This is a genomic window from Chloroflexus sp., from assembly GCF_034432675.1.
Classification (GTDB): Bacteria; Chloroflexota; Chloroflexia; order Chloroflexales; family Chloroflexaceae; genus Chloroflexus.
This window is the reverse complement of sequence record NZ_DAOUBI010000141.1, coordinates 1-23568: the sequence shown is the minus strand read 5'-3', so window position 1 is coordinate 23568 and position 23568 is coordinate 1. Positions and strand designations below refer to the sequence as shown.

21 protein-coding genes and 1 pseudogene are annotated in these 23568 nt (G+C 55.7%); 13 read left to right on the top strand and 9 right to left on the bottom strand.

Annotated elements, in window-relative coordinates; all coding sequences use genetic code 11:
• Window positions 1–227 precede the first annotated feature (227 nt).
• The 5 genes and pseudogenes from VAE55_RS10440 to VAE55_RS10420 all read right to left on the bottom strand — a co-directional run bounded on the left by VAE55_RS10440 (window position 228) and on the right by VAE55_RS10420 (window position 5626).
• A complete protein-coding gene (locus tag VAE55_RS10440; RefSeq protein WP_322815723.1) occupies window positions 228–1322 on the bottom strand; it encodes an ABC transporter ATP-binding protein in 1095 nt (364 codons plus the stop codon).
• Window positions 1323–1344: 22 nt separating this feature from the next.
• Window positions 1345–3024 carry an iron ABC transporter permease gene (locus tag VAE55_RS10435; protein ID WP_322815722.1) on the bottom strand — a complete coding sequence of 560 codons (1680 nt, stop codon included), beginning with the start codon at window positions 3022–3024 and terminating at the stop codon, window positions 1345–1347.
• A gap of 82 nt (window positions 3025–3106) precedes the next feature.
• Complete coding sequence (locus VAE55_RS10430) at window positions 3107–4237, bottom strand: Fe(3+) ABC transporter substrate-binding protein (protein ID WP_322815721.1); 1131 nt, start codon at window positions 4235–4237, stop codon at window positions 3107–3109.
• Between the two features lie 215 nt (window positions 4238–4452).
• Window positions 4453–5165: pseudogene (locus tag VAE55_RS10425) on the bottom strand (YwiC-like family protein).
• Between the two features lie 140 nt (window positions 5166–5305).
• A complete protein-coding gene (locus VAE55_RS10420; RefSeq protein WP_322815720.1) occupies window positions 5306–5626 on the bottom strand; it encodes a cupin domain-containing protein in 321 nt (106 codons plus the stop codon).
• A 939-nt stretch (window positions 5627–6565) separates the two neighbouring features.
• Between VAE55_RS10420 and lysS the strand changes: the two genes are divergently transcribed.
• From lysS to argC, 8 genes are all read left to right on the top strand, one after another.
• Entirely contained in the window at window positions 6566–7693 is a 1128-nt protein-coding gene (lysS, locus tag VAE55_RS10415; protein ID WP_322815719.1) for a homocitrate synthase, read from the top strand.
• Window positions 7694–7708: 15 nt separating this feature from the next.
• The gene (locus tag VAE55_RS10410; protein ID WP_322815718.1) at window positions 7709–8965 is read left to right on the top strand and encodes a 3-isopropylmalate dehydratase large subunit; all 1257 of its coding nucleotides are present in this window, start codon (window positions 7709–7711) and stop codon (window positions 8963–8965) included.
• 22 nt (window positions 8966–8987) lie between these two features.
• Window positions 8988–9488, top strand: coding sequence for a homoaconitate hydratase (locus VAE55_RS10405; RefSeq protein ID WP_322815717.1), 501 nt, complete (start codon window positions 8988–8990; stop codon window positions 9486–9488).
• The gene (locus VAE55_RS10400; protein ID WP_322815716.1) at window positions 9488–10486 is read left to right on the top strand and encodes an isocitrate/isopropylmalate dehydrogenase family protein; all 999 of its coding nucleotides are present in this window, start codon (window positions 9488–9490) and stop codon (window positions 10484–10486) included. Before VAE55_RS10405 ends, VAE55_RS10400 begins: the two co-directional genes overlap by 1 nt.
• Before the next feature lie 14 nt (window positions 10487–10500).
• The gene (gene lysW, locus VAE55_RS10395) at window positions 10501–10668 is read left to right on the top strand and encodes a lysine biosynthesis protein LysW (protein ID WP_012256239.1); all 168 of its coding nucleotides are present in this window, start codon (window positions 10501–10503) and stop codon (window positions 10666–10668) included.
• Between the two features lie 43 nt (window positions 10669–10711).
• Window positions 10712–10879: a lysine biosynthesis protein LysW gene (gene lysW, locus VAE55_RS10390; RefSeq protein ID WP_322815715.1), complete on the top strand. Its 168-nt coding sequence runs from the start codon at window positions 10712–10714 to the stop codon at window positions 10877–10879.
• Between the two features lie 63 nt (window positions 10880–10942).
• Window positions 10943–11791, top strand: a complete 849-nt coding sequence (gene lysX / locus VAE55_RS10385; protein ID WP_322815714.1) for a lysine biosynthesis protein LysX — start codon at window positions 10943–10945, stop codon at window positions 11789–11791.
• Between the two features lie 129 nt (window positions 11792–11920).
• On the top strand, window positions 11921–12955 hold the full coding sequence (gene argC, locus VAE55_RS10380) for an N-acetyl-gamma-glutamyl-phosphate reductase (protein ID WP_322815713.1): 1035 nt from the start codon (window positions 11921–11923) through the stop codon (window positions 12953–12955).
• A 120-nt stretch (window positions 12956–13075) separates the two neighbouring features.
• On the opposite strand, the gene VAE55_RS10375 is transcribed toward argC, so the two are convergent.
• Window positions 13076–13342 carry a hypothetical protein gene (locus tag VAE55_RS10375; protein ID WP_322815712.1) on the bottom strand — a complete coding sequence of 89 codons (267 nt, stop codon included), beginning with the start codon at window positions 13340–13342 and terminating at the stop codon, window positions 13076–13078.
• 221 nt (window positions 13343–13563) lie between these two features.
• Here VAE55_RS10375 and VAE55_RS10370 point away from each other — a divergent pair, with 221 nt between their 5' ends.
• Window positions 13564–14043, top strand: coding sequence for a DUF3592 domain-containing protein (locus VAE55_RS10370; RefSeq protein WP_322815711.1), 480 nt, complete (start codon window positions 13564–13566; stop codon window positions 14041–14043).
• 343 nt (window positions 14044–14386) lie between these two features.
• On the opposite strand, the gene VAE55_RS10365 is transcribed toward VAE55_RS10370, so the two are convergent.
• From VAE55_RS10365 to polA, 3 genes are all read right to left on the bottom strand, one after another.
• A complete protein-coding gene (locus VAE55_RS10365; RefSeq protein WP_322815710.1) occupies window positions 14387–15412 on the bottom strand; it encodes an SPFH domain-containing protein in 1026 nt (341 codons plus the stop codon).
• Between the two features lie 14 nt (window positions 15413–15426).
• Window positions 15427–16449 (bottom strand): glycosyltransferase family 2 protein, encoded by a 1023-nt coding sequence (locus VAE55_RS10360; protein ID WP_322815709.1) that lies wholly within the window; start codon window positions 16447–16449, stop codon window positions 15427–15429.
• 335 nt (window positions 16450–16784) lie between these two features.
• A complete protein-coding gene (polA, locus tag VAE55_RS10355) occupies window positions 16785–19613 on the bottom strand; it encodes a DNA polymerase I (RefSeq protein ID WP_322815708.1) in 2829 nt (942 codons plus the stop codon).
• Between the two features lie 146 nt (window positions 19614–19759).
• Here polA and VAE55_RS10350 point away from each other — a divergent pair, with 146 nt between their 5' ends.
• From VAE55_RS10350 to VAE55_RS10335, 4 genes are all read left to right on the top strand, one after another.
• Window positions 19760–20818 carry a histone deacetylase gene (locus VAE55_RS10350; protein ID WP_322815707.1) on the top strand — a complete coding sequence of 353 codons (1059 nt, stop codon included), beginning with the start codon at window positions 19760–19762 and terminating at the stop codon, window positions 20816–20818.
• Window positions 20815–21453 carry an imidazole glycerol phosphate synthase subunit HisH gene (hisH, locus tag VAE55_RS10345; protein ID WP_322815706.1) on the top strand — a complete coding sequence of 213 codons (639 nt, stop codon included), beginning with the start codon at window positions 20815–20817 and terminating at the stop codon, window positions 21451–21453. The genes VAE55_RS10350 and hisH overlap by 4 nt, the downstream gene beginning before the upstream one ends.
• A 2-nt stretch (window positions 21454–21455) precedes the next feature.
• Complete coding sequence (hisA, locus tag VAE55_RS10340) at window positions 21456–22181, top strand: 1-(5-phosphoribosyl)-5-[(5-phosphoribosylamino)methylideneamino]imidazole-4-carboxamide isomerase (protein ID WP_322815705.1); 726 nt, start codon at window positions 21456–21458, stop codon at window positions 22179–22181.
• Between the two features lie 68 nt (window positions 22182–22249).
• Window positions 22250–23347 carry a hypothetical protein gene (locus tag VAE55_RS10335; protein WP_322815704.1) on the top strand — a complete coding sequence of 366 codons (1098 nt, stop codon included), beginning with the start codon at window positions 22250–22252 and terminating at the stop codon, window positions 23345–23347.
• Window positions 23348–23568 lie beyond the last annotated feature (221 nt).

Sequence of the window (23568 nt, the reverse complement as noted above, 5' to 3'; positions counted from 1 at the left end):
ACGTATCGGTAGAGCTGCAGACTGGGTGCCCCTGGCCGTGGTATCGAGCCATGGGTGGGGGGCTTGAGGGTGAGGAGAAGGAGAAGCGGTACAAAGTATACCGGAAACTACAACACGACAACATAAGTGCGCATCGTTAATGATCAGTGCGCCAGCACAATCCGCAAGAAGGGAATGAGTTAGAAGTTTGGCTTCCAAACACCAAACGATAAACTGCTTTCTCTTTCCTACTTCTCCACCATCTCCCCCCTGCCAACATCAGTAACCGCACGACCATTCCGGAAACACACCAGATCGTGACCAGGGTGCAGCTCGACACGCACACGGGTGCCGGGTGCGTAGATACGGGTATGGGGCATCAGACTGTAAATGGTGCGGCCTGACGGCAATGCAATCTGATACATACAATGCATCCCTTGAAAACCAGTGCGAGCAATGTACGCCTGGCCGGTCTCATCAGGATGCACCGTCAGATCGTCAGGACGAACCAGGATATTTACTTCCGTCCCCGAAGCCAATGAGAGCCGTTGTGGCAAAAAGCCAAGCTCGGTTTCCAGACCATTAGCAGTAGCCTGCCCTGAGATGAACGCCGTATAGCCAAAAAACTCAGCTACAAAGTGAGTTGCGGGTTGATGGAACACCTGCTCAGGTGTCCCAACCTGTTCAATGCGCCCCTGATTCACAACCGCCACCCGGTCACCAAGAAGCAATGCTTCGTCCTGATCATGAGTAACAAAGAAGGTCGTGATATTGATCTCTTTTAGCAGACTCTGAATCTGCTCGCGCATCGCGGTACGCAAACCGGCATCCAGACTGGAAAACGGCTCATCGAGCAACAAAATGTCAGGCTGCGGAGCCAAGGCACGCGCCAGGGCCACGCGCTGACGCTCGCCGCCAGACAACTCATGCGGATAGCGGCCTGCCATATGGGCCAGGTTCACCATCTCGAGCATCTCATGCACACGTCGTTGCGCATCAGCTTTTGACCACTCATAGAGACCAAACGCCACATTTTTGGCCACCGTCATATGCGGGAAGAGAGCATAATCCTGAAACACCAGCCCTACCCGCCGTTTTTCTGGCGGAACAAAGACCCCCTTGCCACTGACGATACGGTTTTGGATCTTGATGCTGCCCTCATCCTGTACATCCAAACCGGCGATTAAACGCAGTAGAGTCGTCTTACCACACCCGCTAGGCCCAACGATCACCAGGCATTCTCCCTGCGCCGCTGCCAATGACACGTTATTTACAGCGACGACTTTGCCGTACCGCCGGGTAACATGTTGCAGTTGAAGTGCCGGTTCTGCGCTGAAATTCATCAGACGTCTCCTCTAGCCAATGCTATGTTCTCTCAATGGAATGTCTTCCTTTCAAGGTTGCCGACCGAATAAGAATACCTACCACCAGCAAATCAGCGACCACGATAGTCAACGCCGGTAAAGCAGCTTCACTCCACAACGACTCAGCCACGTTCTGCCAAATCCAGAGCGCCAGTGTCTCGTAGCCAAAGGGCCGCAGCAATAAGGTGATGGGCAATTCCTTCATCACATCGACAAAGACCAGGGCAGCGCCGGTCAGCATACCTGCGCGAATCAGGGGCAGATGCACATGCCACAAGACACGAATTGGTCTGGCGCCCAGGGTACGGGCTGCGGCTTCAATGCCGGGCGAGATCTTCTCCAGACTGGCTTCAACACTCGAGTAAGCTACCGCCATGAACCGCACAACATACGCATAGATTAGACCCGTGATGGAACCGGTGAAGATTAATCCTGGCAACACGCCCCACCACCGGTAGGTCATATCGTTCAGGGTATGATCCAGCCAGGACAGCGGCAGAAGAACACCCAACCCGATCACAGCGCCCGGAATGGCGTAGCCGAGGGTTGCCCCCCGCGCAGCCAGACGGGTCACCGGTGAACGGCTCAGGTGTGTGCCATAAGCCAGCAACACCGCCGCCAGGACAGAAATAATTGCGCCGGCGCCGGCCAGGATCAAGGTTGCCCGTACATGTCGCCAGTAGATAGCCAGCAAGCCTTCAGGCATCCGTTGCCACAACTCATGCACACTCCACTGGATCAATTGCGACACCGGGAGCAGAAAGGCTGTGGTCAATACAAAACTGCATACCAGGGTGGCTGCCAGACCACGCCAACCGGTTAAAGGCACCTGAGCAAGGCCGTGTCCACGTGAACTTTCCTGCACATAGCGGGCCCGTCCCCGCATATAGCGCTCAATCAGCAACGCGCCGAAGGCAAACAGCAGGAGCACTGCGGCTGATTGAAGCGCTGCATCGCGATCCATCATGCCATGCCAGATTCGAAAGATGCCATCACTCAGCGTAGGAAAATTCAGAAAGCGTACCGTACCGACATCGGTCAAGACTTCCATCAACACCAGCGAAAGCCCGGCAACCAGGGAGGGGCGTGCCATCGGCAGTACAACCCGGAAGAATGCCTGAAGACGGGTGACGCCGAGGGTACGGGCAACCTCGAAGGTGCCCCGGCCATGTTCGTGGAATGCAGCACGTGCCAGCAGGTAGACGTATGGGTACAGAGTCAGCGTCATGACGAATATCGCTCCACCCCCGGAACGGATCGACGGAAACCAGGCACTGCTCCCAAACCAGGTGCGCAATGCTTTTTGCACCGGGCCGGCATAATCGAACGTCGCCATGAAGACAAAAGCCAGCACATACGAAGGCATCGCCATGGGCAACATCAACACCCAATCGAACAGACGCTGACCGGGAAAACGATATGCAGTCACTAACCAGGCCAGCGCCGTACCCAGTAGCGTTGTGCCGAGACCAACCCCGATCAACAGCACAACCGTGTTGGCAAGGAACTCGGCCAGCCGGGTGGCCCAGAGATGCTGCCATACCTCAGGAGCAGGCTGCACCAGCATGCGCAGAATGATCGCGATAGGCAACAGCGCCAGCCCGGCGATCAGAAAGGCAATGACACTCCAGCGATCCGGGAGTGACCAGTTTCCGGCAAGTTGTTGGCGTTTAATCAGCATGACGTTCTAATACCGGCGAGTCAGCGGGACGATAATGCTACACATCGCCCGCTGACTCCTCATATATCAGGTACAACCCGGCTTATTGATACCCGGCTTCGTTCATCAGCTTGATCGCATCGGCTTGCAGGCTACCGATCTCACTTATCTGAAGCGTATCGCGCTTGAACTCACCCCACTGCTGGATCAGCTCATGCGGTGCTATGTTGGGGTTTGCCGGATACTCGAAATTGCTATCGGCGAACAGGCGCTGACCACGCTCGGTGCTCAGCCACTCAAGCAAGCGAATGGCATTCTCCGGATGGCGAGCGTAGGTCGTCACACCAGCGCCACTAGCGTTCACATGCACACCCTGCTCGGCCTGATTGGCCCAGAGGAGCTTGACCGGGTAATTGGCATCTTCATTAAGCAAGCGGGCCAGGTAGTAGTGATTGACAACACTGATGTCGCATCCTCCCTCGGCAATGGTCTGCAAAATTTGCGTATCGCTGTCAATATACTCTTTAGCATTCTGTGCCCAGCCGGTTACAATCTCTTTGGCCTTGTCGTAGCCGTGGTGAACGATCAGGCTGCTCACCAGCGACTGAGTGTACGACTTGGTTGATGGGCGCCAGCAGATGCGGCCTGCCCACTTCGGATCAGCCAGCGACTCGTAAGTGGCAATCTCTTCAGGATTTACCCGATCTGGATGGTACGCGATAGTTCGCACCCGCAGGGAGAGAGCATACCACTGGTTGCTCGGATCCTGCAAATAGTCGGGAATATTGCTCTCCAATACATCCGAATTGATCGGACGCAGCAGACCTTCCTGTGCTGCCAGCCAGAGGTTAGCGGCATCGACCGTGAACAGCACATCAGCCGGCGTGAAGCGCCCCTCGGCTTTCAACCGCTCACGCAGTTCGGCATCGCTGCCAAAAGTAAACCGCACCTCAATACCCGTCTCTTTGGTAAACTCGGCAAACGCCGTTTCCATCTGACCATAATGGCGGGCCGAGTAGACGTAGACAATCGGCTCCTCGACCGGAACTTCCACCGTCTCACGCACGACTACCGTTTCCCGAACAGGCACTTCCTGGGTGACGACTACGGTTTCCCGAATAGTCTGAGGGGCAGTCTGTGATGCGCTCTGGTTCGTACAGGCCACCAGCGATACTACGAGAAGAATGAACCCAACAAGTGTTATTCCGGCCTTTTTCCTTCGCGTGAAGAGCATGTATCTCCTCCTCTATTACTGTACCCTTATTGGCTTAATTAGTATACACTAATAAGCTAATTTAGTCAACCAAATACTTCTTAAATTAAAATGACCTACCTCCATTATTGCCAGGGGGTTTCCTGCATAGTGTCACTCTACCTGCACCAAATGGGAACAGCGACAGGTGTCTCTGCACAACCGGGAGGACGGCCAGACCGGGCGCAACGTAATTGTTATGACAATCCAAACCTGATTCCTACCACCACAAGCAAAGCTACGATCACCTCTTGCACACCAACCAATGGCGTTGGTGTGGTAAGATGACGCGGCAACAAACCGATCCCGCAACGCAGGAACAGAAAGGCAAACACCAGCAGCACCGGCCAGCTTACCCAATCCACGCTTAGCAAACCGGCTACAATCACAAGAGCTGCCAGGTGCAAGAGCAAGGCCGGTGCGCGATGGGTAGGTTTGTTGTGCGCCAATCGCAGGCGAATTCTGACGTAGACGATAGCAGTAACTGCCTGCAACGAAAGTAACAACCAAAGCACAAGTGCCGACCACAATGTCCAGCCAGCAGCCATTACAATTACGGCTGCCAGCACACTGATGGCAATAGCACCTGCCAGTTCGGCAAGCAACGCCCGGCTTTGTTTACGGAGATCGAAGAACAACTGAACCACTGCGAAAGGAATAGCCAGCATGATCGGCGGCCAAAAGGGGAACGCCGCATACCACCAGGCCATGCCAAAAGCGATCACGGTGATTGCGCCATAACCCAGCACAAACCGCTCGGCCCAAACGGTACGTGGATAGCGCTTCCCACGGCGATGATCGCCAACCACCAGCTTTAGTGGCTGCCGGACTAGAAAGGCCCTAGTGCTGCCAGGCTCAACCAGAATCCGGCCAGTGATGGCGCAAACCATAACCCTAACACGATTGGCATACCCACCATGCTCCAGCCACCGTGTTCAACCGGTAGGGCAATCGGACGCAAGCGCACCGGTGCCGGCTTTGTTGTTGCGGTAGAGTTATGCTGCTGCATATGCCCATTTCAACAGTGTATAAATCTGTATGACGCGCGTCTTATCGTGCACCACGTAACAGTAGCAAGAGCATAATCACCGGTGTATGCGCTTGAATGCTGTGAGGCAGATGAGCCGGCATATGTACCCAGGTACCGGGTTTGGCTTCAACAACCTCTTGACCAAGCGTCACTTGTGCTTCACCCTGCACAAAGTGCATGATTGCCGGTGTGGCCGCCGTATGTTCGGAAAGCTCCTGACCAGCAGCAAACCCAAATAAGACCGCTTTGATCTGATCGTCCTGATAGATGGTGCGGCTAATGGTACTATCGTCTGGGATGCTGATCTGCTCAAGTACATGACGAACGGTTGCCAGGTTCATAGTTCCTCCACTTGATCAGAGTCTGTTTTGATGACAGTTGAACCGGAGCGCATATCTTCAGCGATTGCACTGACACATCTGCAAACCGGCGAGTAAGCGATTGCAGTGCTTTTTATCTGCGAACGCTGAGCGTAAGCATACGCTAATATAAAAAATTTGTCAACGTAAATCCTTCTAAATTATGGGTGATGAAGCGACAACTTTCCATACCAATTCGTTATAAGCATCATCGAGTAGAGGGATAACAGCGTGAGAGGAGTTGGGCTACCGGGTATCCTTATCGTTACACCTCATGCATACCGCGCACACCCGGCATCCCCGTCTGGCAGCGCAATCAGGACGACCACCGCATCCGCAACCAGAAATCCCCTCAACCACATTCATCCATCGCGATAGCAATGTTGCAACATCTGTAGGGGCGGGTTTTGAATCCGCCCCTACCTGCCAATGCCCGGCCTGCAATCCACCACGTACCCTTTCGTCCCCTCGTTCGCCGCATCCCGCGTAGTGTAGATGGTGCCACTGCTGACGGTATCTCCGCCTCCGTTCGGGTCGTGCCGGTAATATCCTCGGACTTTACCGATGGAAGGGCCAGTCATAGATCATCGCGCATGATTTACGACATAGCTTCTCCACCAGGACTATTCACTTGACACAATCAGCGACTCCTGATATATTCGTGGCGCTATGAGAAACGTGAATCTTTTCGTCAAGCAGAACAAGCAAGCGAAGAAGCCGGACGAGAGGTCTGGTTAGCTCTGCTTGTCTGCTGTGCGTAAGAGACAAGACCCGGCTCACCAGACCCACGGTGCGCCGGGTTAATTGTTTGTACGGAGGGAAGTATGAAACACATTGCTACCGTCAGCCCAATCGCCTACACGCCACGCTATTGCCGGCCAGAACTCTTTGGCTCCTGTCAAGTGAGAGAGGTGCTGATCTATGTCACTGCCTGAGCGCTTGTTTTTTGTTGATACGACATTGCGCGAAGGCGAACAATTCGCCAGCGCTCGCTTTACAACTGCTCAACGAATTGCCATTGCTGAAATGCTCGACGCCTTTGGCGTAGAGTATATCGAACTCACCTCCCCTGCTGCCTCACCACAAAGTGCGCGTGATCTTGCAACTATCGCCCGTCGCGGTTTACGCGCCCGTATCCTCACCCATATCCGCTGCCACATGGCCGATGCCCGGCTCGCTGTTGAACATGGCGCACAGGGTGCAAATCTGCTCTTTGCCACGTCCGAACCGTTACGCACGGTAAGCCACGGTCGAACTCTAAGCGAAATCCTGGCCGAAGCCGAACGTGTGATTGGCTATCTCCGTGATCACGACATTGAAGTACGCTTTTCGTGCGAAGATAGCTTTCGTACCGACCTCGCTGATCTGATCCGCATCTACCGCGCGGTTGAAACGATGGGTGTCCAACGGGTCGGTCTGGCTGATACAGTGGGCATCGCCACCCCACGCCAAGTATACGACGTGGTGCGGGCGGTGCGTAACGAAGTACAGTGTGATATCGAATTTCATGGTCACAATGATAGCGGCTGCGCAATTGCCAATACCTTCTCGGCCTATGAGGCCGGTGCTACGCATCTTGATGTGACGGTGCTCGGTATCGGTGAACGAAATGGGATCGCCAGTTTGAGCGGTATGATTGCGCGCATCGCCAGCATTGATCCATCCCGCGTGCAACGCTACCGCCTCGATCTGCTGCCCAAAATTGATGAGACGGTGGCAACGATGCTCGGTATTGAGATTCCGTTCAACCAGTGTATTACCAGTCCGACTGCGTTCCATCATAAGGCCGGGATGCATACCAAAGCGGTGTTGAGCGACCCGCGCAGCTACGAAGTGCTTGATCCCAATCTGTTTGGTCGGCAGCGTACTATCGCGATTGCCCATCGGCTAGTTGGATGGCACGCTGTCGCCGAACGTGCACGCGAACTGGGGATTACGCTTAGCGAAGCACAAGCCCGCGCTGCCGCTGCCCGGATCAAGGCACTCGGTGACGAACACGATCTTGATGGCGCAATGATTGACGAGATTCTGTATAGCTACGCAGAGTAAGGGGAGGATACGGCTATGCCAACAATGAGCGAGCAAATTTTGAGCCGTGTCGCCGGGCGGACGGTGCGCGCCGGTGATGTGGTGACGGCAAACGTTGATCTGGTGATGGTGCACGATAGTCTGGCCCCCGGTATTATTCGCATCTTGCATCAAGAGTTAGGTGCAGAACGGGTCTGGGATCCGCAACGGGTCGCCGTCGTGATCGATCACGTCGCCCCCGCCGCCAGTGTCCAGACCGCTGAGAAGCAGCAAGAGGTACGGCGCTGGGTGCGTGCTCAGGGCATTCCTCATCTGTTCGATGTCGGGCGTGGCATCTCGCACCCGGTGCTGGTCGAGGAGGGGCTGGCGCAGCCGGGGATGCTCATCCTGGGGAGTGATAGCCACAGCACGGCCTATGGCTGCGTGGGTGCGTTTGGTACCGGAATGGGCAGTACCGATATTGCCCTGGCGCTGGCCACCGGCAAGACATGGCTGCGCGTACCTGAAACGATCGTTGTCCGGGCACGTGGTAGGTTTGGATTTGGCGTTGGCCCCAAAGACCTGGCGCTGCGTGCGGCCCGTCTGCTGCGTGCCGATGGCGCAACCTATGCCGCAATTGAATGGCACGGTGTCGAATTCCTGAGTGTGATGGAGCGAATGACGCTGGCAACACTCTCAATTGAAATGGGGGCAAAAGCCGGCATTGTGCCGCCAATCGGTCTCAACGTCACCGGCCCGCTCTTGCCTACGGTCACCGCCGATGCCGACTATCAGGAAGTGGTTGAGATCGATCTCGATCAGCTTGAACCGCAAGTCTCAGCTCCCCATTACGTTGACAACGTCGCCAATCTCAGCGACCTGGGTCGGGTCGCGGTTGATGTCGTGTACCTCGGCACCTGCACCAACGGTCATTACGAAGATATGGCGGTTGCCGCCCAGATTCTGGCCGGACGCCGACTCGCGCCGGGCGTGCGCATGATTGTGGTACCGGCCAGTGCGCAGTCTCTGCAGCGCGCCGCTGCCGATGGTACACTCGCAACACTCCTGGCTGCCGGTGCCACCATTGGCACACCGGGATGCGGAGCCTGCATCGGTCGTCATATGGGCGTCCTTGCCCCAGGCGAGGTCTGTCTGTTTACCGGCAACCGCAATTTCCGTGGTCGGATGGGCAGCCCTGAAGCGCAAATCTATCTGGCATCGCCGGCTGTTGCCGCAGCGACAGCACTTACCGGCTATCTGACCGATCCGCGCACGGTGATGGATGGACAACCGACTATCGCTTCCCGGCCCTAAGTGAAGAAAGAGAGGTATCGCTATGGCTCGCGTGTGGCTCTTCGGCCCCGATATCAATACCGACCAGATCGTACCCGGTCGCTACGCACCATACATGCTGAAAGACGAGAGTGAATTACGGCGCTATCCGTTTATCGAGCATCGGCCAGATTTTGCGGCCAATGTGCGACCGGGCGACATCATCGTGGCCGGTAAGAATTTTGGTTGCGGTAGTTCGCGTGAATACGCCCCGCTGGCGCTGCGCATGGTGGGTATCGGCGCAATTATTGCTCCCCTCTTTGCCCGCATCTTCTTTCGGAATGCACTCAATCTTGGCATTCCATGCTTTACCGCCGATCTCACCGGCGAGCTAGCCGATGGTGATGAGGTTGAACTCGATCTGGAACAGGGTCGTATCACAACCGCCGATGGGCACGTGATTCATCTGCCACCACCACCGCTCTTCTTGCGAGAAGTCTGGGCGGCGGGAGGGATTGTGCCCTTCTATCGTACCTACGGACGCTTTCCCGGTGAGGTGGCCTGATGAAGATCTGTGTTATACCCGGCGATGGGATCGGCCTGGAAGTCATGGCCGTGGCGACTGCGGCCCTGCATGTACTGGCACCCGATCTGACCATCACAGAGGCAGAAGCAGGATGGGCCGTCTTTCAGCGCACCGGCACGGCACTTCCTGAAACAACCCTGGCCCTGGCGCGGGAAGCGACGGCAATCCTCTTTGGGGCAGTCGCGTCACCAAGCCATCCGGTTCCCGGTTATCGCAGCCCGATTGTCGAATTACGGCGCACCCTCGACCTTTACGCCAATATTCGACCAACCGTGGGCAATGGGGTTGACCTGGTGGTTGTGCGTGAAAACACCGAAGACCTGTACATCGGGCGGGAACGATTAGAAGATGATGGCGCGACCGCTATTGCCGAACGGGTCATTACTCGGGCTGCCTCGGCCCGGATCGTGCGTACCGCCTGCGAACTGGCTCGCACGCGCCAGACTTACGGCCATCCCGGCAAAGTGACTATCGTCCACAAAGCCAATGTCTTGCGGGTTAGCGATGGTCTTTTCCGCACGGTAGCGCTCGAAGTCGCCACCGATTATCCCGAACTGACCTTCGAGGAACGGCTGGTTGATGTTGCGGCTATGCAACTCGCTGCGCAACCGCAACGATTTGACGTGATCGTAACCACCAACATGTTCGGCGATATTTTGTCGGACATTGCCTGCATTCACGGCGGTGGATTGGGCGTTGCCGCCAGCAGTAATCTCGGCCATGGTCGGGCACTGTTTGAACCAGTGCATGGTGCAGCGCCCGACATTGCCGGACGGGGAATCGCTAATCCAACCGCAGCACTCAATTGTGTCGTCATGCTGCTCGACTGGATCGGGCGTCCGCATGCGGCAGAACGTCTCCGTTCCGCCATCTCGGCTGTAGCGGCTGCCGGCATTCGCACACCCGATGTTGGTGGTCAGGCAACCACCCGTGAAGTCGCCGATGAGATTCTTAACCAGTTATCTGCTCAGATGTGAAAGGAGAATCAGCCATGCACGCCGAATGCCCTGAATGTGTTGCCCAGATTACCCTACCCGCCAGTACGCTGGAGAGCGAAATTGTCGCCTGTCCCGACTGTGGTGCTGAGCTGGAAGTCGTCAGTCTCAACCCACCCACGCTTGCGCTGGCGCCAGAGGTCGAAGAGGATTGGGGCGAATAGCCAGATCGTCCGTGATGATCAATACACCAGAAGGAGTATACCCATGCAAGCTGAATGCCCTGAATGTGGCGCAACCATCGCCTTACCTGCCGGAACCATGGCCAATGAGATCGTCGCCTGCCCCGATTGCGGTGCAGAGCTGGAAGTCGTCAGTCTCGATCCGCCCACCCTCGCGCTGGCACCTGAAGTCGAAGAGGATTGGGGCGAATAGGAATAGTTGTTCAGTGCGGAGTCACCGTCCACGACTCCGCTCACTGCCAGGGAGAAACCATATATGCGCATTGCTGTTCTTTGTTCACGGATTCGCGCTGAAGAAAAACTGCTCTTCCAGGAGCTGGAGCGCCGTGGTCTCGATTATGTCAAAGTTGACGACCGCGAGCAGATTTTTGATCTGCATACCACAACCTATCCCTTCGATGTTGTACTGGAGCGCTGCATCCAGCATAGCCGGGCCCTCTACATGCTCAAAATCTTCAACGATGCCGGCGTGCCTACGGTCAACACCTATCACGTAGCGCTCACCTGTGGCGACAAATTTCTGACCACGCAGGCCCTTGTTCATGCCGGCGTCCCCACACCACGCTGCCTGCTGGCATTTACCCCGGAAAGTGCCCTCGAAGCCATGGAGCAACTCGGCTATCCGGTTGTGCTCAAGCCGGTGATCGGCTCGTGGGGGCGGATGGTGAGCAAGATCAATGATCGCGATGCTGCCGAAGCCATTCTCGAACATCGTGATGTCCTGGGTAACTATCAACACTCCATCTTTTACATTCAGCAGTACATTCACAAACCGGGACGCGACATTCGCAGCTTTGTGATCGGCGATGAGTGTATTGCCGCAATTTATCGCACCAGCCCGCACTGGATCACCAACACTGCACGCGGTGGCGTTGCCACCAACTGTCCGGTCACCCCAGAACTGGCCGATATCAGCGTGCGTGCTGCCCACGCCGTCGGCGGTGGTGTGGTGGCGATTGATTTGCTGGAAACGCCCGAAGGTGAGCTGCTGGTCAATGAAGTCAACTACACCATGGAGTTCCGCAATAGTATCGACACCACCGGCGTTGATATTCCAGCCCGGATTATCGACTATGTGCTAGAGGTTGGGCGTGGGCGCGGCTAGCGTACTGCACAGGATAGCTTTCAGCTCAGGCCGAGAGTGAATGTTCGCCGGCGGCCAGACTCCAACGGCTTAAAACCTGTTTGCAGGACTACCACCTAGAAGAGTCTGCCGTTGTAAGCAAGGTGTTGTATGAGCTTATGCGTCAGTATTGTGGGGGCAAGCGGTTACGTTGGCGGAGAACTCCTCCGCCTCCTGCTCGATCATCCCCACGTATCAATCATGCAGGCCACCAGTGCTCGCAATGCAGGACGGTATCTCTACCAGGTACATCCCAACCTGCGCGGACGCACCAACCTGCAATTCGTCCACCCTGACACCCTGCAGCCGTGTGATATGCTCTTCCTGGCCCTCCCACACGGCGAAGCAGCTCAGGCTATTGAACGCTACGCCAGCCTGGCCGAACGGATCATCGACTGTTCAGCCGATTTTCGCCTGCGCGATCCGGCAGTGTACCAGCAATGGTACGGCAGCGCTCACCCGGCCCCGGCATGGCTCGAACGCTTCGTGTATGGGCTGCCCGAAGTGAATCGGGCAGCACTGACCGGTGCCCGTTACGCCAGTGGGGTTGGCTGCAACGCCACAGCCACCAACCTAGCCCTGTTGCCGCTGGTTGAAGCGAACCTGATCGACCAGAGCCGCCCAATCATTGCCGACGTGAAAGTCGGCTCATCGGAAGGTGGAGCCACCGTTAACGAAGCCAGTCACCACCCCGAACGTTCTGGTGCGGTACGCTCCTTCGCACCGGTCGGACATCGCCACCTCGCCGAAGTCGAACAAGTGACCGGTCTGCGCAATGTTCATCTCTCAATTACCGCCATCGAGCTGGTGCGTGGTGCGCTGGCAACCGTTCACGCTTTCGCCGGTCGCGAACTGAGCGAGAAAGAACTCTGGCAAGCTTACCGGGCTTTTGCCCGCGAACAGCCGTTCATCCGTATCGTCAAAGAGCGGCAGGGCATTTACCGCTATCCAGAACCAAAGATTCTGGCCGGTACCAACTACGCCGACATTGGCTTTGCGTATGAACCGACGACCGGGCGGATTGTGAGTATCTGTGCTATCGACAACCTGATGAAGGGTGCTGCCGGCAGTGCTGTTCAATGCATGAACCTGATGTGCGGCTTTGCGGAAACGACGGCCTTGACATTTACCGGTTTACATCCGTAAGCTGGAGGGTAAGAGGATGAAGCTGTATCTGACCTTGCAGCTGAAACCTTTACCCGGCCAAAGACACGGCAAAGGGCGCACAATTGTGCGCCCTCGACAACCGAAACCTGTTCGTTATTCCTACTCGTGACCGGTCAACGTCTGATCGGCCAGCTCAGACTGCAACGACTGGATTGCAATGAGCAAATGGCGTTCACGCTCGGCAAGGGTTGTCGCCATAGCCCGCGCTGCCGATAACTGGGCTGCCCGTGCTAGAGCAGTTGCCCCGGCCGGAACTGCGTCATTCTCCAAACGCGCGATCGATTGCCGGGCCCGTTCAAGCCCGGGACGCAAGCTATTCAACCGTGCCGTTAAAACCTCGATGCGCTGACGAACGTATTCTTCCATTGATCACCTCACACATACATTCGCCGGGCGCATCAAGAGCGCCGCGGCGACAATGACCAGAGCGGCACCGTCGCCGCGACCTTACCATTATTAAGTATACTGTGATTGCATACTTTTTGCAATGCAATTGCAACAAGAATGAACAGTTATTATCATCACCCACCCAATATCATGCAGGCAACACTATCATAGATAGAATGATAATGATACGGAATATCTCGATGCACCGGTTGTATGAAGGAAAGGTAACAGCAATTTTGCAACGACGTATGACGGCACTGATCAGTCTATTGGGGCTTCTCATTGTCGGGCTTGGCCTGCTGATACTGGGCTGGCAGTCATTTACCAACACATCACAACGAATGAAGAACACGGTCGCAACCCAGGGCACTGTAGTTGAGATTAAGACCCGGTTAGTCAATACCAATAGTGGTCAACGTACATTCTTCTATCCGATTGTTGAATTCCGCACGGCTACCGGTGAAACCATTCAGTTTGAGAGTGAGGCCGGCGACAATCCATCTGCTTACCAGATCGATGATCGGGTGGAGGTCATGTACAACCCAGGGCAACCGCAGACCGCATTCATCAACTCGTGGGAATTGTGGCTACCCTCGACCCTGTTTCTCGGTACGGGTGTTCTCCTGTTAATCGTGAGTGGTATCGCGATCCTGGACATGCTGAAAACACTATTCCGCTAGAGTCTGTCAGGCTCACAGCGTCAACAAACCACCCGGTGTCCACACCTATGGACAATCGTTACATCCAGCATTGCCAGCGTTCCGGTGATATATGGACCGGTGTAGCGACGCAAGACACTCGCTTCCGGGATGCAGGATGGTGGATGTAGAAGCACGACGTTCACAACGCCGAATTTGACTTAACACAATGTCTGCCACGTCAGGACGCCCTACGCAGCCGTTCTATCCGCTCTTGAACGACACTGGGATCGGGCATTCCTCACCGGACAATGAACCGTGAGACGCGCTGGGTGGGGGCAGTCAGGTGGTGTGCGCAGACTGCCACCTACCCCAGCAATGACCGCTATGGATTGACCGATGGCTCGGTTGGCGCAGGCGGAGTTACCGATTGGCCGGCACCGGGTTGTGGAATTACCAGAGCCTGGCCTTCCCCGGCCTGATTATTCAGCAACAGTGTCAGGTTGGTATTCGGATCCACAAACCAGATGTTGCCATTCGTCATCATCTGCACCAGCAACTCGCGCTTACGCAGCTCAAACAGCTCTGGATTTTCGCGCCAGTAACGGCCCTCGATCGCCCGCACCTGTGCTTCACGATTCGCTGCCTCTAGCGCAGCAGCCGTAATACCGCGTTCGCGGGTCAACGCAACCAATGCCTCCTGTTCGGCCTGGAACAGATTATTGGCCTGTTGCGCCTCGATCTGTTGCCGTCGCTTCTGCTCAGTCTCGATCTGCACTTCGAGATTCGCCTTTTCGGCCAGCAACTGAGCATACGTTTCGCCAACCTTAATATCGAGCACCTTCACTGCCTCAATCGTGATATAGAGCTGATCAACCGGTGCGCGCTGACCATCGCCGGGAGGTGCCGTTAAGAAACGTCGGATGCGCTCGGCAAACGCTCCCCGGTCGGAGAGAGCCTCATCGAGGGTAAACTGCGTACTGGCACTCTTGAGGGCATCGTTGATAAAGCCATCGAGAAAATCGTTGAGTTGGGCATCGCTGACGCCAATTTCCGCATAGGCTGAGCGCAAGGCCTGCTCGGTGGGTAGACGGCGAAAGTCAACCTGAATATCGATGTCGTACAACTGTTTATCGCTGCTCGCCACATTCTGCGAAATCTGACGTGACTGACGGCGAATATTGACCAGTTCGATCTCGGTAAACGGTGCGAAGGGACGGAAAATCGGGCCTGGGCCGTGGACAGCGACAATACGCCCCTGCACCAGTTCGATGGCCGCCTGTCCTTCATCCACCTGCACATACTTCATCGTGCTGAGACCAATGCCGACAATGATCAGCAACAGGATGAATCCACCGACCAGTGATAGCCGTGATGTCATCGATCCTCTAACTGGGGTGCGCTGCGACATACCACTCCTCCTGACTACTCAACAGATGTTGACTGTTCCATATGGGTTGTACGCACTGAAGCCGGAGAAGTTGCAGGTTCTTCTTCCACCCCCAGCGCTTCGGCCACAATGTAGAGCGGCCGCCCCTTCACCTCATCGTAGATACGGCCCACATACTCGCCAATAATGCCGAGTGAAATCAACTGCACAGCGCCCAGAAAGAGTACACTGGCCAGTGTGCTGGCCTGACCATAGAAAGCCGGTTCCGGGGCAGACGGATCGGCAAGCCGCATCACAAATACAACCAGCAAGAAGATCATACTGATTGCAGCCACGATGAAGCCGAGATAGGTTGCCAACTGGAGCGGCAAATACGAAAAACTGGTAATCCCATCAAGCGCGAAGCGCAGCATCTTGCGCAGAGGGTATTTCGTTGTTCCGGCAGTACGGGCATGACGACGGTAGAGTACACCGGTTTGCCGAAAACCGACCCACGCCGATAGACCTCGCATGAAACGGTGGTGTTCACGCATCCGCTTGAGTGCATCAACGACTTTGCGATCCATCAGACGAAAATCGCCGGTATCAACCGGAATATTGACATTTGTAATTCGCACGATGAGCCGGTAAAAGATCGCTGCGGTCGTCTTCTTAAACCACGTCTCACCTTCGCGCTCTTCACGTACACCATAGACGACCTGATATCCTTCCCGCCAACGAGCAATCAGCTCAGGGATAACCTCTGGTGGGTCTTGCAAGTCAGAGTCGATCACAATCACTGCCTTCCCGGTGGCATAATCGGTACCGGCAGTAATGGCGATTTGATGACCAAAGTTACGCGAAAAGTTGATCACCTTAACGCGCGGATCGCGCTGATGCAGTTCCCGCATAATTTCCGGTGAACGATCACGACAGCCATCATTCACCAGCACCAGCTCAAACGGTTCTCCGAGCGGCTCAAGCGCGGCAATGACCCGGCGGCAAAACTCAGCAATCAGTTGTTCTTCGTTGTACACCGGTGCGACGACCGAAAAGGTTGGTTGTTGTTGTTTCACCATACTGCCTCCACGCCATCAATGGTGATGGCTATTCGTTGCGTTGTGCTGATGATAGCAAATCTGGTCGGGTTCGTGTTTAGAAGGAGCACGGGGCAAAACGTACGTCAAACGTATCGACCCTGGTGCGATGAATCAACTACAAGACAAGGGGTAGCTTCTGGAAGCAGCTCTGGTCTATGGTGACACCGTAACCACCTTGGCGCGTCATCTTGAAGTTGAGTAGCCTTTCGGCATTCCGGGAACACCTGATGAACTATCTTTAGCCGCCGGCACACAGCATCTTCATCCTAAACGAAATTTTCTCCACCACCAACGAACGTGAAGGTTCGGATCCCCTATCCTATCACCAGTGGACTCATCTCATCCCAATTCGGGCCAACTTCGAGATTAACGCTCAGTGGTACAACCAAACCCTGGTACACACCACTCATCACTTCACGCAAGAGCCGTGCGGCTGGCTCAACCTCATCTTCTGGAGCCTCGGCGATTAACTCGTCGTGTACCTGAAGCAACAGGCGTGTGCGCAACCCCTGCTCGCGCAGAGCACGATGCACATTGACCATCGCCATTTTCATCAGGTCGGCAGCGGTGCCCTGAATGGGTGCATTAATCGCTTCACGTTCGGCAGCAGCCCGTCGTGCGCCACCGGCACGCAGGTCTTCCATCACCCGACGACGACCAAACAAGGTTTGCACATACCCGTGGTGCCGGCCAAAGTCAAGGGTTTGATCAATGTAACGGCGAATACCGGGGAACTGAGCAAACAGATTATCGATCAGTTGGCGGGCCAGATCACGTTCGATCCCCAACCGCTGGGCCAGACCAAACGCACTGATCCCATAGATCACGCCGAACACCACCGTCTTCGCGACGCGGCGTTGATTCTTATCGACTGCTGTCGGTTCAACCCCAAACAGTCGGCTGGCCGTGGCCGCGTGAATATCAAGCCCCTGCTGAAATGCTGCGATCAGGTTCTCATCACCACTCATATGGGCCAGAACCCGCAGCTCGATCTGCGAGTAGTCGGCAGCCACAAAGCGCCAACCAGGTTCAGCGACAAAGGCACGCCGAATCTCGCGCCCTTCCCCGGTGCGTACCGGTATGTTTTGCAGGTTGGGATTGTTCGACGACAACCGCCCGGTGGCTGCACCAAGCTGATTGTACGAGGTATGGATGCGTCCGGTCCGTGGATTGACCAGATCAGGCAGGGCATCGATATAGGTGCTCTTGAGCTTCGTCAATTGACGGTAGGTCAGAATATCGGCGGCAATCGGATAGAGCTGGCTCAGTTCTTCCAGTACCTCCGCCGTAATCGAGTAGCCGCCACTCTTTAACTTGCTCAGGCCGTGTGCACGGGGATCAATCCCCAATCGTCCAAACAGCACATCATTTAATTGCTGGCCAGAATTGATATTGAAGGGGCCGCCAGCCTGCTGATAAATCCGCTCGGCCAGATCGGCAATCCGTTGCGCGAAATGCTTGCCCAACTCGCGCAAATACTCCTGATCGAGACGGATGCCGGTTAGTTCCATGTCGGTCAACACCTCGATCAGCGGTAATTCAACCCGGTAATACAGATCATGAAGCGCAGGTTCATCCGCTAACTGACGCTGCAAGCGCTCGGTGAGCCGCAACGTGTAGAGGGCATCGGCCGCCGCATACGGAGCCGCCTGCTCAACCGGCACCTCAGCAAAGCTAATCTGCTTGCTGCCCCGCCCGATCAGGTCCTCAATCGTAGCAGGTGGCTCTGGGAGTTTCAACTCGTAGAATGCCAGGTCTTTCAAACCCTGCCGCTTGCCCAGCATGGCCGCTGCAATCATCGTATCAAATGCCAGTCCGGCCACCTTAATCCCGGCCCCGGCCAGAACCTCCATATCAAACTTGGCATTGTGGGCAAACTTTGGCTGCTGAGGATTGGCAAAAAACGGGGCCAGCGCAGTGACAACCTCTCCACATGGCACCTGCGTCTCGGATTGATGGCCGACCGGAATGTAGCAGACGGTATCGGGCGCGATAGCAATTGAAATCCCAACCAGATCGCTGGCAACCGGTTGCAGACTGGTACATTCGGTGTCGAACGCAAAAGCCGGCGCATTGCGGAGACGCGATACCAGATCGGCCAGCGCCGTGGCATCTCGCACAATCGTCACCGGTGGCGGTTCGGTTGTCGGCTGAGCAGGTTCCGACTCGCCAGCAAAGAGCGAAAGCTGCGTTGGTGCAGTCGTGAGTGGTGCAGCGGGCAGTTCGGCGGGCAGTTCGGCCAGTGTCGGTGCCTGAACGACCGGCGGTAGCTTCTTGATCAGGTTTGAACTAACCCCAAACTCCAACTCTTGAAAGAGGGACATCACTGCCGAACGGTCGTAGATGCCGATGCGGGCAGCTTCCAGATCGAGCTGTATCGGCACATCGGTGACAATCGTCGCCAATTGGCGCGAGAAACGTGCCGCCTCGGCCTGCTCGCGGAGTAATGTCTGGTAACGCTTCGGCGCAGCATCAACCTGATCGAGCAATTTTTCGAGCGAACCAAACTGCTTAAGTAAGGCAATAGCCCCCTTTTCGCCAATCCCGCGCACACCGGGGATATTATCTGAGGTGTCGCCCTTCAAACCGCGCAGATCGGCCAGTTGATCTGGCTCAAGGCCATCGTACCGCTTACGCACCTGCTCCAGATCGTAGAGTGTGACACTTGTCTTGCCACCGTAGGGATTGGCTAATGCCACCCGCACGTGCTCATTCACTAGTTGCAACACATCAGAATCGCCGGTGAGAATGATGGTATCAACACTGCGCTCCACGGCCTGACGGGCCAGCGTTCCGATCACATCATCAGCCTCGTACCCTTCAGCAGTGTAGATCGGGATATTGAGCGCCTGTACCAGTTGCTTAATCCGCTCAAATTGGGGATAAAACTCTTCTGGTGTCTCAGCACGCCCAGCTTTGTATTCAGCGTAGAGATCATCACGAAAGGTACGCCCAACATCGAAAGCAACGGCGGCGTAATCGGGACGATACTCGGCCAATGCAGTCAGTAGAATTTGCGCAAAACCGAAGACGGCATACGTCGGCTCGCCGCGAGACGAACGTAACCCACTCTCGCGCAACGCAAAAAACGCCCGATACGCCAAAGCGTGACCATCAACTAACACCAATAGCGGATACGCCATAGACTGTCTCCAATCCGCACAGATTTGCTAGTGAATTATACCACGGCGACACACGCTTCCCGCCATCCGCCGGCCTCGTGGTACAATAAATGCAATTGTCGTAGCGAGAGTATCAGGCTGCGCTCCAGGGCGGTACAGGCACAGATATGACCACTGCAATTGTGACCGATCAACGGTTTGATCTTCACACCTGGCACGGACACGTCGAGCAGGCCGAGCGACTACACGCAATCCGACGGGCAATTGAGGCCGATGGGTTGTGGCCGCGTTTGCTTCAGTTACCCGTTCGTCCGGCTACAGAAGCCGAATTACTTGCTGTCCATTGCTCCAGCATGCTTCAGCGCGTGCGTCAGTTAGCCAGTTATGGCGGTGGACAGATTGATAGCGACACCTACGTCACTGCCGAGTCGTGGGACGTTGCACTGCTGGCAGCAGGAGCAACGATTTGTATGGCTGAAGCCCTGGTAAGCGGACGTTGCCACAATGCGTTTGCGCTGGTGCGACCACCGGGCCATCATGCGACCGACATACGCTCAATGGGATTCTGCCTCTTCAACAATATTGCAGTCGCTGCGCGGGTGTTGCTGGATCGCTACCATCTCCGGCGCATCGCGATTGTTGATTTCGATGTTCATCACGGTAATGGCACGCAGGACATCTTCTACCGTGATGGGCGAGTTCTCTTTTGCTCGATCCATGCCGCGCCGCTCTACCCGGGCACCGGCAGTCTCCACGAAATGGGTGATCCGCGCACAGCCGGCGGCACCACACTCAACGTGCCACTGCCTTATGGAACCGGCGATCACGGCTACGAACAGGTGTTTCAGCGTATCATTGGGCCGGTGCTCCGTCGTTTTCAACCAGAGATCATCCTGGTGTCAGCCGGCTTTGATGCACACTGGAGCGATCCCATTGGGCCAATGGCGCTCTCGATCCAGGGCTTTGCCCGCATCGTGCAGTACCTGTGCGATTGGGCTGACGAGTTGTGTGACGGACGGATCGGCTTTGTGCTGGAAGGCGGGTATAGCCTGCCGGCGCTGGCAGCAGGTGTGGTAACAACGCTCCGCCTGCTGTTGGGGATGCCGGCCGGTTCTGATCCCATGGGTAAGCTGAACGCACCCGAGCCGGCTATTGATTACATCATCACCAGTCTCTACACCTACCATCCTCTGCTAATACAGGCAACATATCAGGGAAAAGCATGATAGCAGTGATTAACTACGGTGCCGGCAACCTGCCCAATGTGGTACGGGCACTGCAACGGGTCGGCGCTACACTCACCGTAACCGATAACCCAGAGGTAATCCGTTCTGCACAAGCGGTCATTCTCCCCGGTGTTGGTGCTACCGCTGATACTATGGCCAGTCTGCGCCACTTGGGAATTGCCGATGTCTTACCGGCAGTTATCGCTGCCGGTACACCGTTTCTGGGTATTTGCGTCGGGATGCAGGTCCTGCTGAGTGAAAGTGAAGAGTTTGGTCTCCATTCGTGTCTCGACATCATCCCCGGCACAGTACGCCGTCTTCCCGATCACGCCGGCAAGATACCGCAGATCGGTTGGAACCAGCTTCAGATCGCCCCGACATTCCGCAGCCATCCACTCTTTGCTGATATTCCTGATGGGGCCGATGTCTATTTCGTGCATTCCTACTACTGTGCAGTGGCTAACGAGGCGATCATTGCGGCCCGCACCGACTACGGCATCCCCTTTCCGAGCGTTATTATTCGCGACCACCTGGCGGCTGTGCAATTCCATCCCGAAAAGAGTGGCGATTATGGCTTGCGCCTGCTGGCCAATTTCGTGCGCTGGAGCGAGGCCGTCCGGCCAAAAGGAGTATGACAATGGAGATTATTCCAGCAATTGATATAAAAGATGGACGCTGCGTCCGTTTGTATCAAGGCGATTTTGCACAGATGACGATCTACGCCGACGATCCGGTTGCGGTGGCCCGAAGCTGGGAAGCGCAAGGTGCCACCAGACTGCACCTAGTCGATCTCGACGGTGCCCGTGCCGGATACCCACAGAATGTAGACGCTGTTCTTGCCATCACACAGGCAGTGCAGATTCCGGTACAGTTAGGAGGTGGTCTGCGCCAGGAGCAGGATGTTGAGTCGGCATTAGCCCTCGGCGTCGAGCGTGTTATCATCGGTACGGCGGCTATTGCCGAAACAGAACTGGTTGCCCGCTTACTCGACCGGTTCGGCGAGCAGATCGTTATCGGGATCGATGCCCGCAACGGCTTGGTAGCTACCGATGGCTGGACAGTAACCTCTTCGGTCAAAGCAACCGTGCTGGCGGAACAGATGGCAAACCTCGGCGCCCGACGCATCATCTACACCGACATCAGTCGTGATGGCGCACTCAGTGGGCCGAACTTTGCAGCCTTGAGCGAATTGATCACACCGCACGGCCCGGCGATCATCGCCAGCGGCGGGATTGCCAGTATCGACCACGTGCGCCAGCTTGCCCAGCTCGGCGTTGAAGGAGCGATTATCGGCAAGGCATTGTACGTTGGTGCAGTAAAACTGGCTGAAGCAATGACCGTTGCCCAAATGACTAATGTATAGCTACCGGGTGGGCATGCCAGAGCGATGGCAAGCTGTTTACCTGCAATACCACACAACCAGGAGTTGTTATGTCAAACTCAGACCTGACGGCCCGCTATGAAGAAGAGCGTCTGCGAGCGCAAGAACAATCACAACTCGTTTACCTGCAAGGTCAGATTGACGAATTACGGCGCTTGCTGAAGGATCAGACCAACAAGTATCAATGGGCGATGGAACAAATTCGTAAAAATGAGGGCACCATCACCCAGATTCAGAGTCTCTTCGACCGCCACACCAACGAGGTTGCCCAGGCTAATGAAATTGTGCGCCGTGATGTTGTCGCCCTGCGCCGCGAAGTGGCAGCCGCGCTGGTCAAGATTGAAGATGGCCTGCGGCCCATTCGCGATATGCAGGCGCAAATTCAACAGGTTGCTGAAGCACGCAAACAGGACCGCGACTTTCTGGCCGGCTGGTTGAGCCGGATTGAACAGGTTGAGCGCCAGATTGCCACCCTCTCTTCACAAGTCAAAGAGCTTGACGAGCGTCAACGGCAATTGACGTTACAACTCGAACGCTTACGCGAAGCCGATGCTGCCGTTATGCAGGAAGTTCGCCGTTTTGGTGATGATTTACAAGTTGAGAAACAATCCATGCGCCGTATGGCCGTTGAGGCACAACAGTTTGTCGCTGACCTGCAGCCGGTCGTGGAAGAGCAACGATCACGTATCGACCGCCTAGAAGAGATTCGCCAACACATCGATCTCTTTGCCGAAATGCTACCAGCACAAATTAAAGAGGTAGCAGCAAAAATACTTGACCTGGTTACCGAAATTAAACGGATTGAACGCATTTCGACGGAACGCTTCCTGATGAACCAGGAGCACCTGGAAGAGCTGCGGCAGATGGCCGATGAGCGCATAAGTAGCCTGCAAGAGACAGACGAACAATATCTGCGGCAAATGACGGCCTGGCTTGAGCGTATCGATAGCTGGCTACGCGAGCTTGAACAACGACTATCACGTACAACTGACCGGCTTGAGCTGGAACAGAAAGCGCATCTCTTACGCATCATGGAACTTGAACGACGCGAAGCCGATACCCTTAACGCACAATTGAATTTTCTCCGCCAACGCCTGGAACTAGTGCGTGCAGCGCATATTGCGTCTGGCGGAGAGAACGCAGGGTAGTGCACTGAGTGGCGATATGCATCCGCCAACCAGCGTACATCCATCGTTAACGTGCTCTCGGTGTACTATAGCATTCACACTCAGGGGCAGCGTCAGGGTGACCGATGGCGAGGGTGTTGTGCGTGCGTTGCTCCCAGCGGTGATCTGCGACACTCCCCCACCCCAACCCGCCCCCGCTGGGCTATGCATTACCCACAAATGGGTACTGTTGTGGACGACTG

What these genes read in the sequence shown, in the direction of transcription:
- VAE55_RS10365 (WP_322815710.1), bottom strand. Translation starts at nt 15,412, where the DNA reads ATGTCGCAGCGCACCCCAGTTAGAGGATCGATGACATCACGGCTATCA.
- VAE55_RS10410 (WP_322815718.1), top strand. Translation starts at nt 7,709, where the DNA reads ATGCCAACAATGAGCGAGCAAATTTTGAGCCGTGTCGCCGGGCGGACG.
- lysW (WP_322815715.1), top strand. Translation starts at nt 10,712, where the DNA reads ATGCAAGCTGAATGCCCTGAATGTGGCGCAACCATCGCCTTACCTGCC.
- argC (WP_322815713.1), top strand. Translation starts at nt 11,921, where the DNA reads ATGAGCTTATGCGTCAGTATTGTGGGGGCAAGCGGTTACGTTGGCGGA.
- polA (WP_322815708.1), bottom strand. Translation starts at nt 19,613, where the DNA reads ATGGCGTATCCGCTATTGGTGTTAGTTGATGGTCACGCTTTGGCGTAT.
- VAE55_RS10435 (WP_322815722.1), bottom strand. Translation starts at nt 3,024, where the DNA reads ATGCTGATTAAACGCCAACAACTTGCCGGAAACTGGTCACTCCCGGAT.
- hisH (WP_322815706.1), top strand. Translation starts at nt 20,815, where the DNA reads ATGATAGCAGTGATTAACTACGGTGCCGGCAACCTGCCCAATGTGGTA.
- lysW (WP_012256239.1), top strand. Translation starts at nt 10,501, where the DNA reads ATGCACGCCGAATGCCCTGAATGTGTTGCCCAGATTACCCTACCCGCC.
- VAE55_RS10370 (WP_322815711.1), top strand. Translation starts at nt 13,564, where the DNA reads ATGCACCGGTTGTATGAAGGAAAGGTAACAGCAATTTTGCAACGACGT.
- VAE55_RS10420 (WP_322815720.1), bottom strand. Translation starts at nt 5,626, where the DNA reads ATGAACCTGGCAACCGTTCGTCATGTACTTGAGCAGATCAGCATCCCA.
- VAE55_RS10350 (WP_322815707.1), top strand. Translation starts at nt 19,760, where the DNA reads ATGACCACTGCAATTGTGACCGATCAACGGTTTGATCTTCACACCTGG.
- VAE55_RS10400 (WP_322815716.1), top strand. Translation starts at nt 9,488, where the DNA reads ATGAAGATCTGTGTTATACCCGGCGATGGGATCGGCCTGGAAGTCATG.
- VAE55_RS10375 (WP_322815712.1), bottom strand. Translation starts at nt 13,342, where the DNA reads ATGGAAGAATACGTTCGTCAGCGCATCGAGGTTTTAACGGCACGGTTG.
- VAE55_RS10360 (WP_322815709.1), bottom strand. Translation starts at nt 16,449, where the DNA reads ATGGTGAAACAACAACAACCAACCTTTTCGGTCGTCGCACCGGTGTAC.
- lysX (WP_322815714.1), top strand. Translation starts at nt 10,943, where the DNA reads ATGCGCATTGCTGTTCTTTGTTCACGGATTCGCGCTGAAGAAAAACTG.
- lysS (WP_322815719.1), top strand. Translation starts at nt 6,566, where the DNA reads ATGTCACTGCCTGAGCGCTTGTTTTTTGTTGATACGACATTGCGCGAA.
- VAE55_RS10335 (WP_322815704.1), top strand. Translation starts at nt 22,250, where the DNA reads ATGTCAAACTCAGACCTGACGGCCCGCTATGAAGAAGAGCGTCTGCGA.
- VAE55_RS10405 (WP_322815717.1), top strand. Translation starts at nt 8,988, where the DNA reads ATGGCTCGCGTGTGGCTCTTCGGCCCCGATATCAATACCGACCAGATC.
- hisA (WP_322815705.1), top strand. Translation starts at nt 21,456, where the DNA reads ATGGAGATTATTCCAGCAATTGATATAAAAGATGGACGCTGCGTCCGT.
- VAE55_RS10430 (WP_322815721.1), bottom strand. Translation starts at nt 4,237, where the DNA reads ATGCTCTTCACGCGAAGGAAAAAGGCCGGAATAACACTTGTTGGGTTC.
- VAE55_RS10440 (WP_322815723.1), bottom strand. Translation starts at nt 1,322, where the DNA reads ATGAATTTCAGCGCAGAACCGGCACTTCAACTGCAACATGTTACCCGG.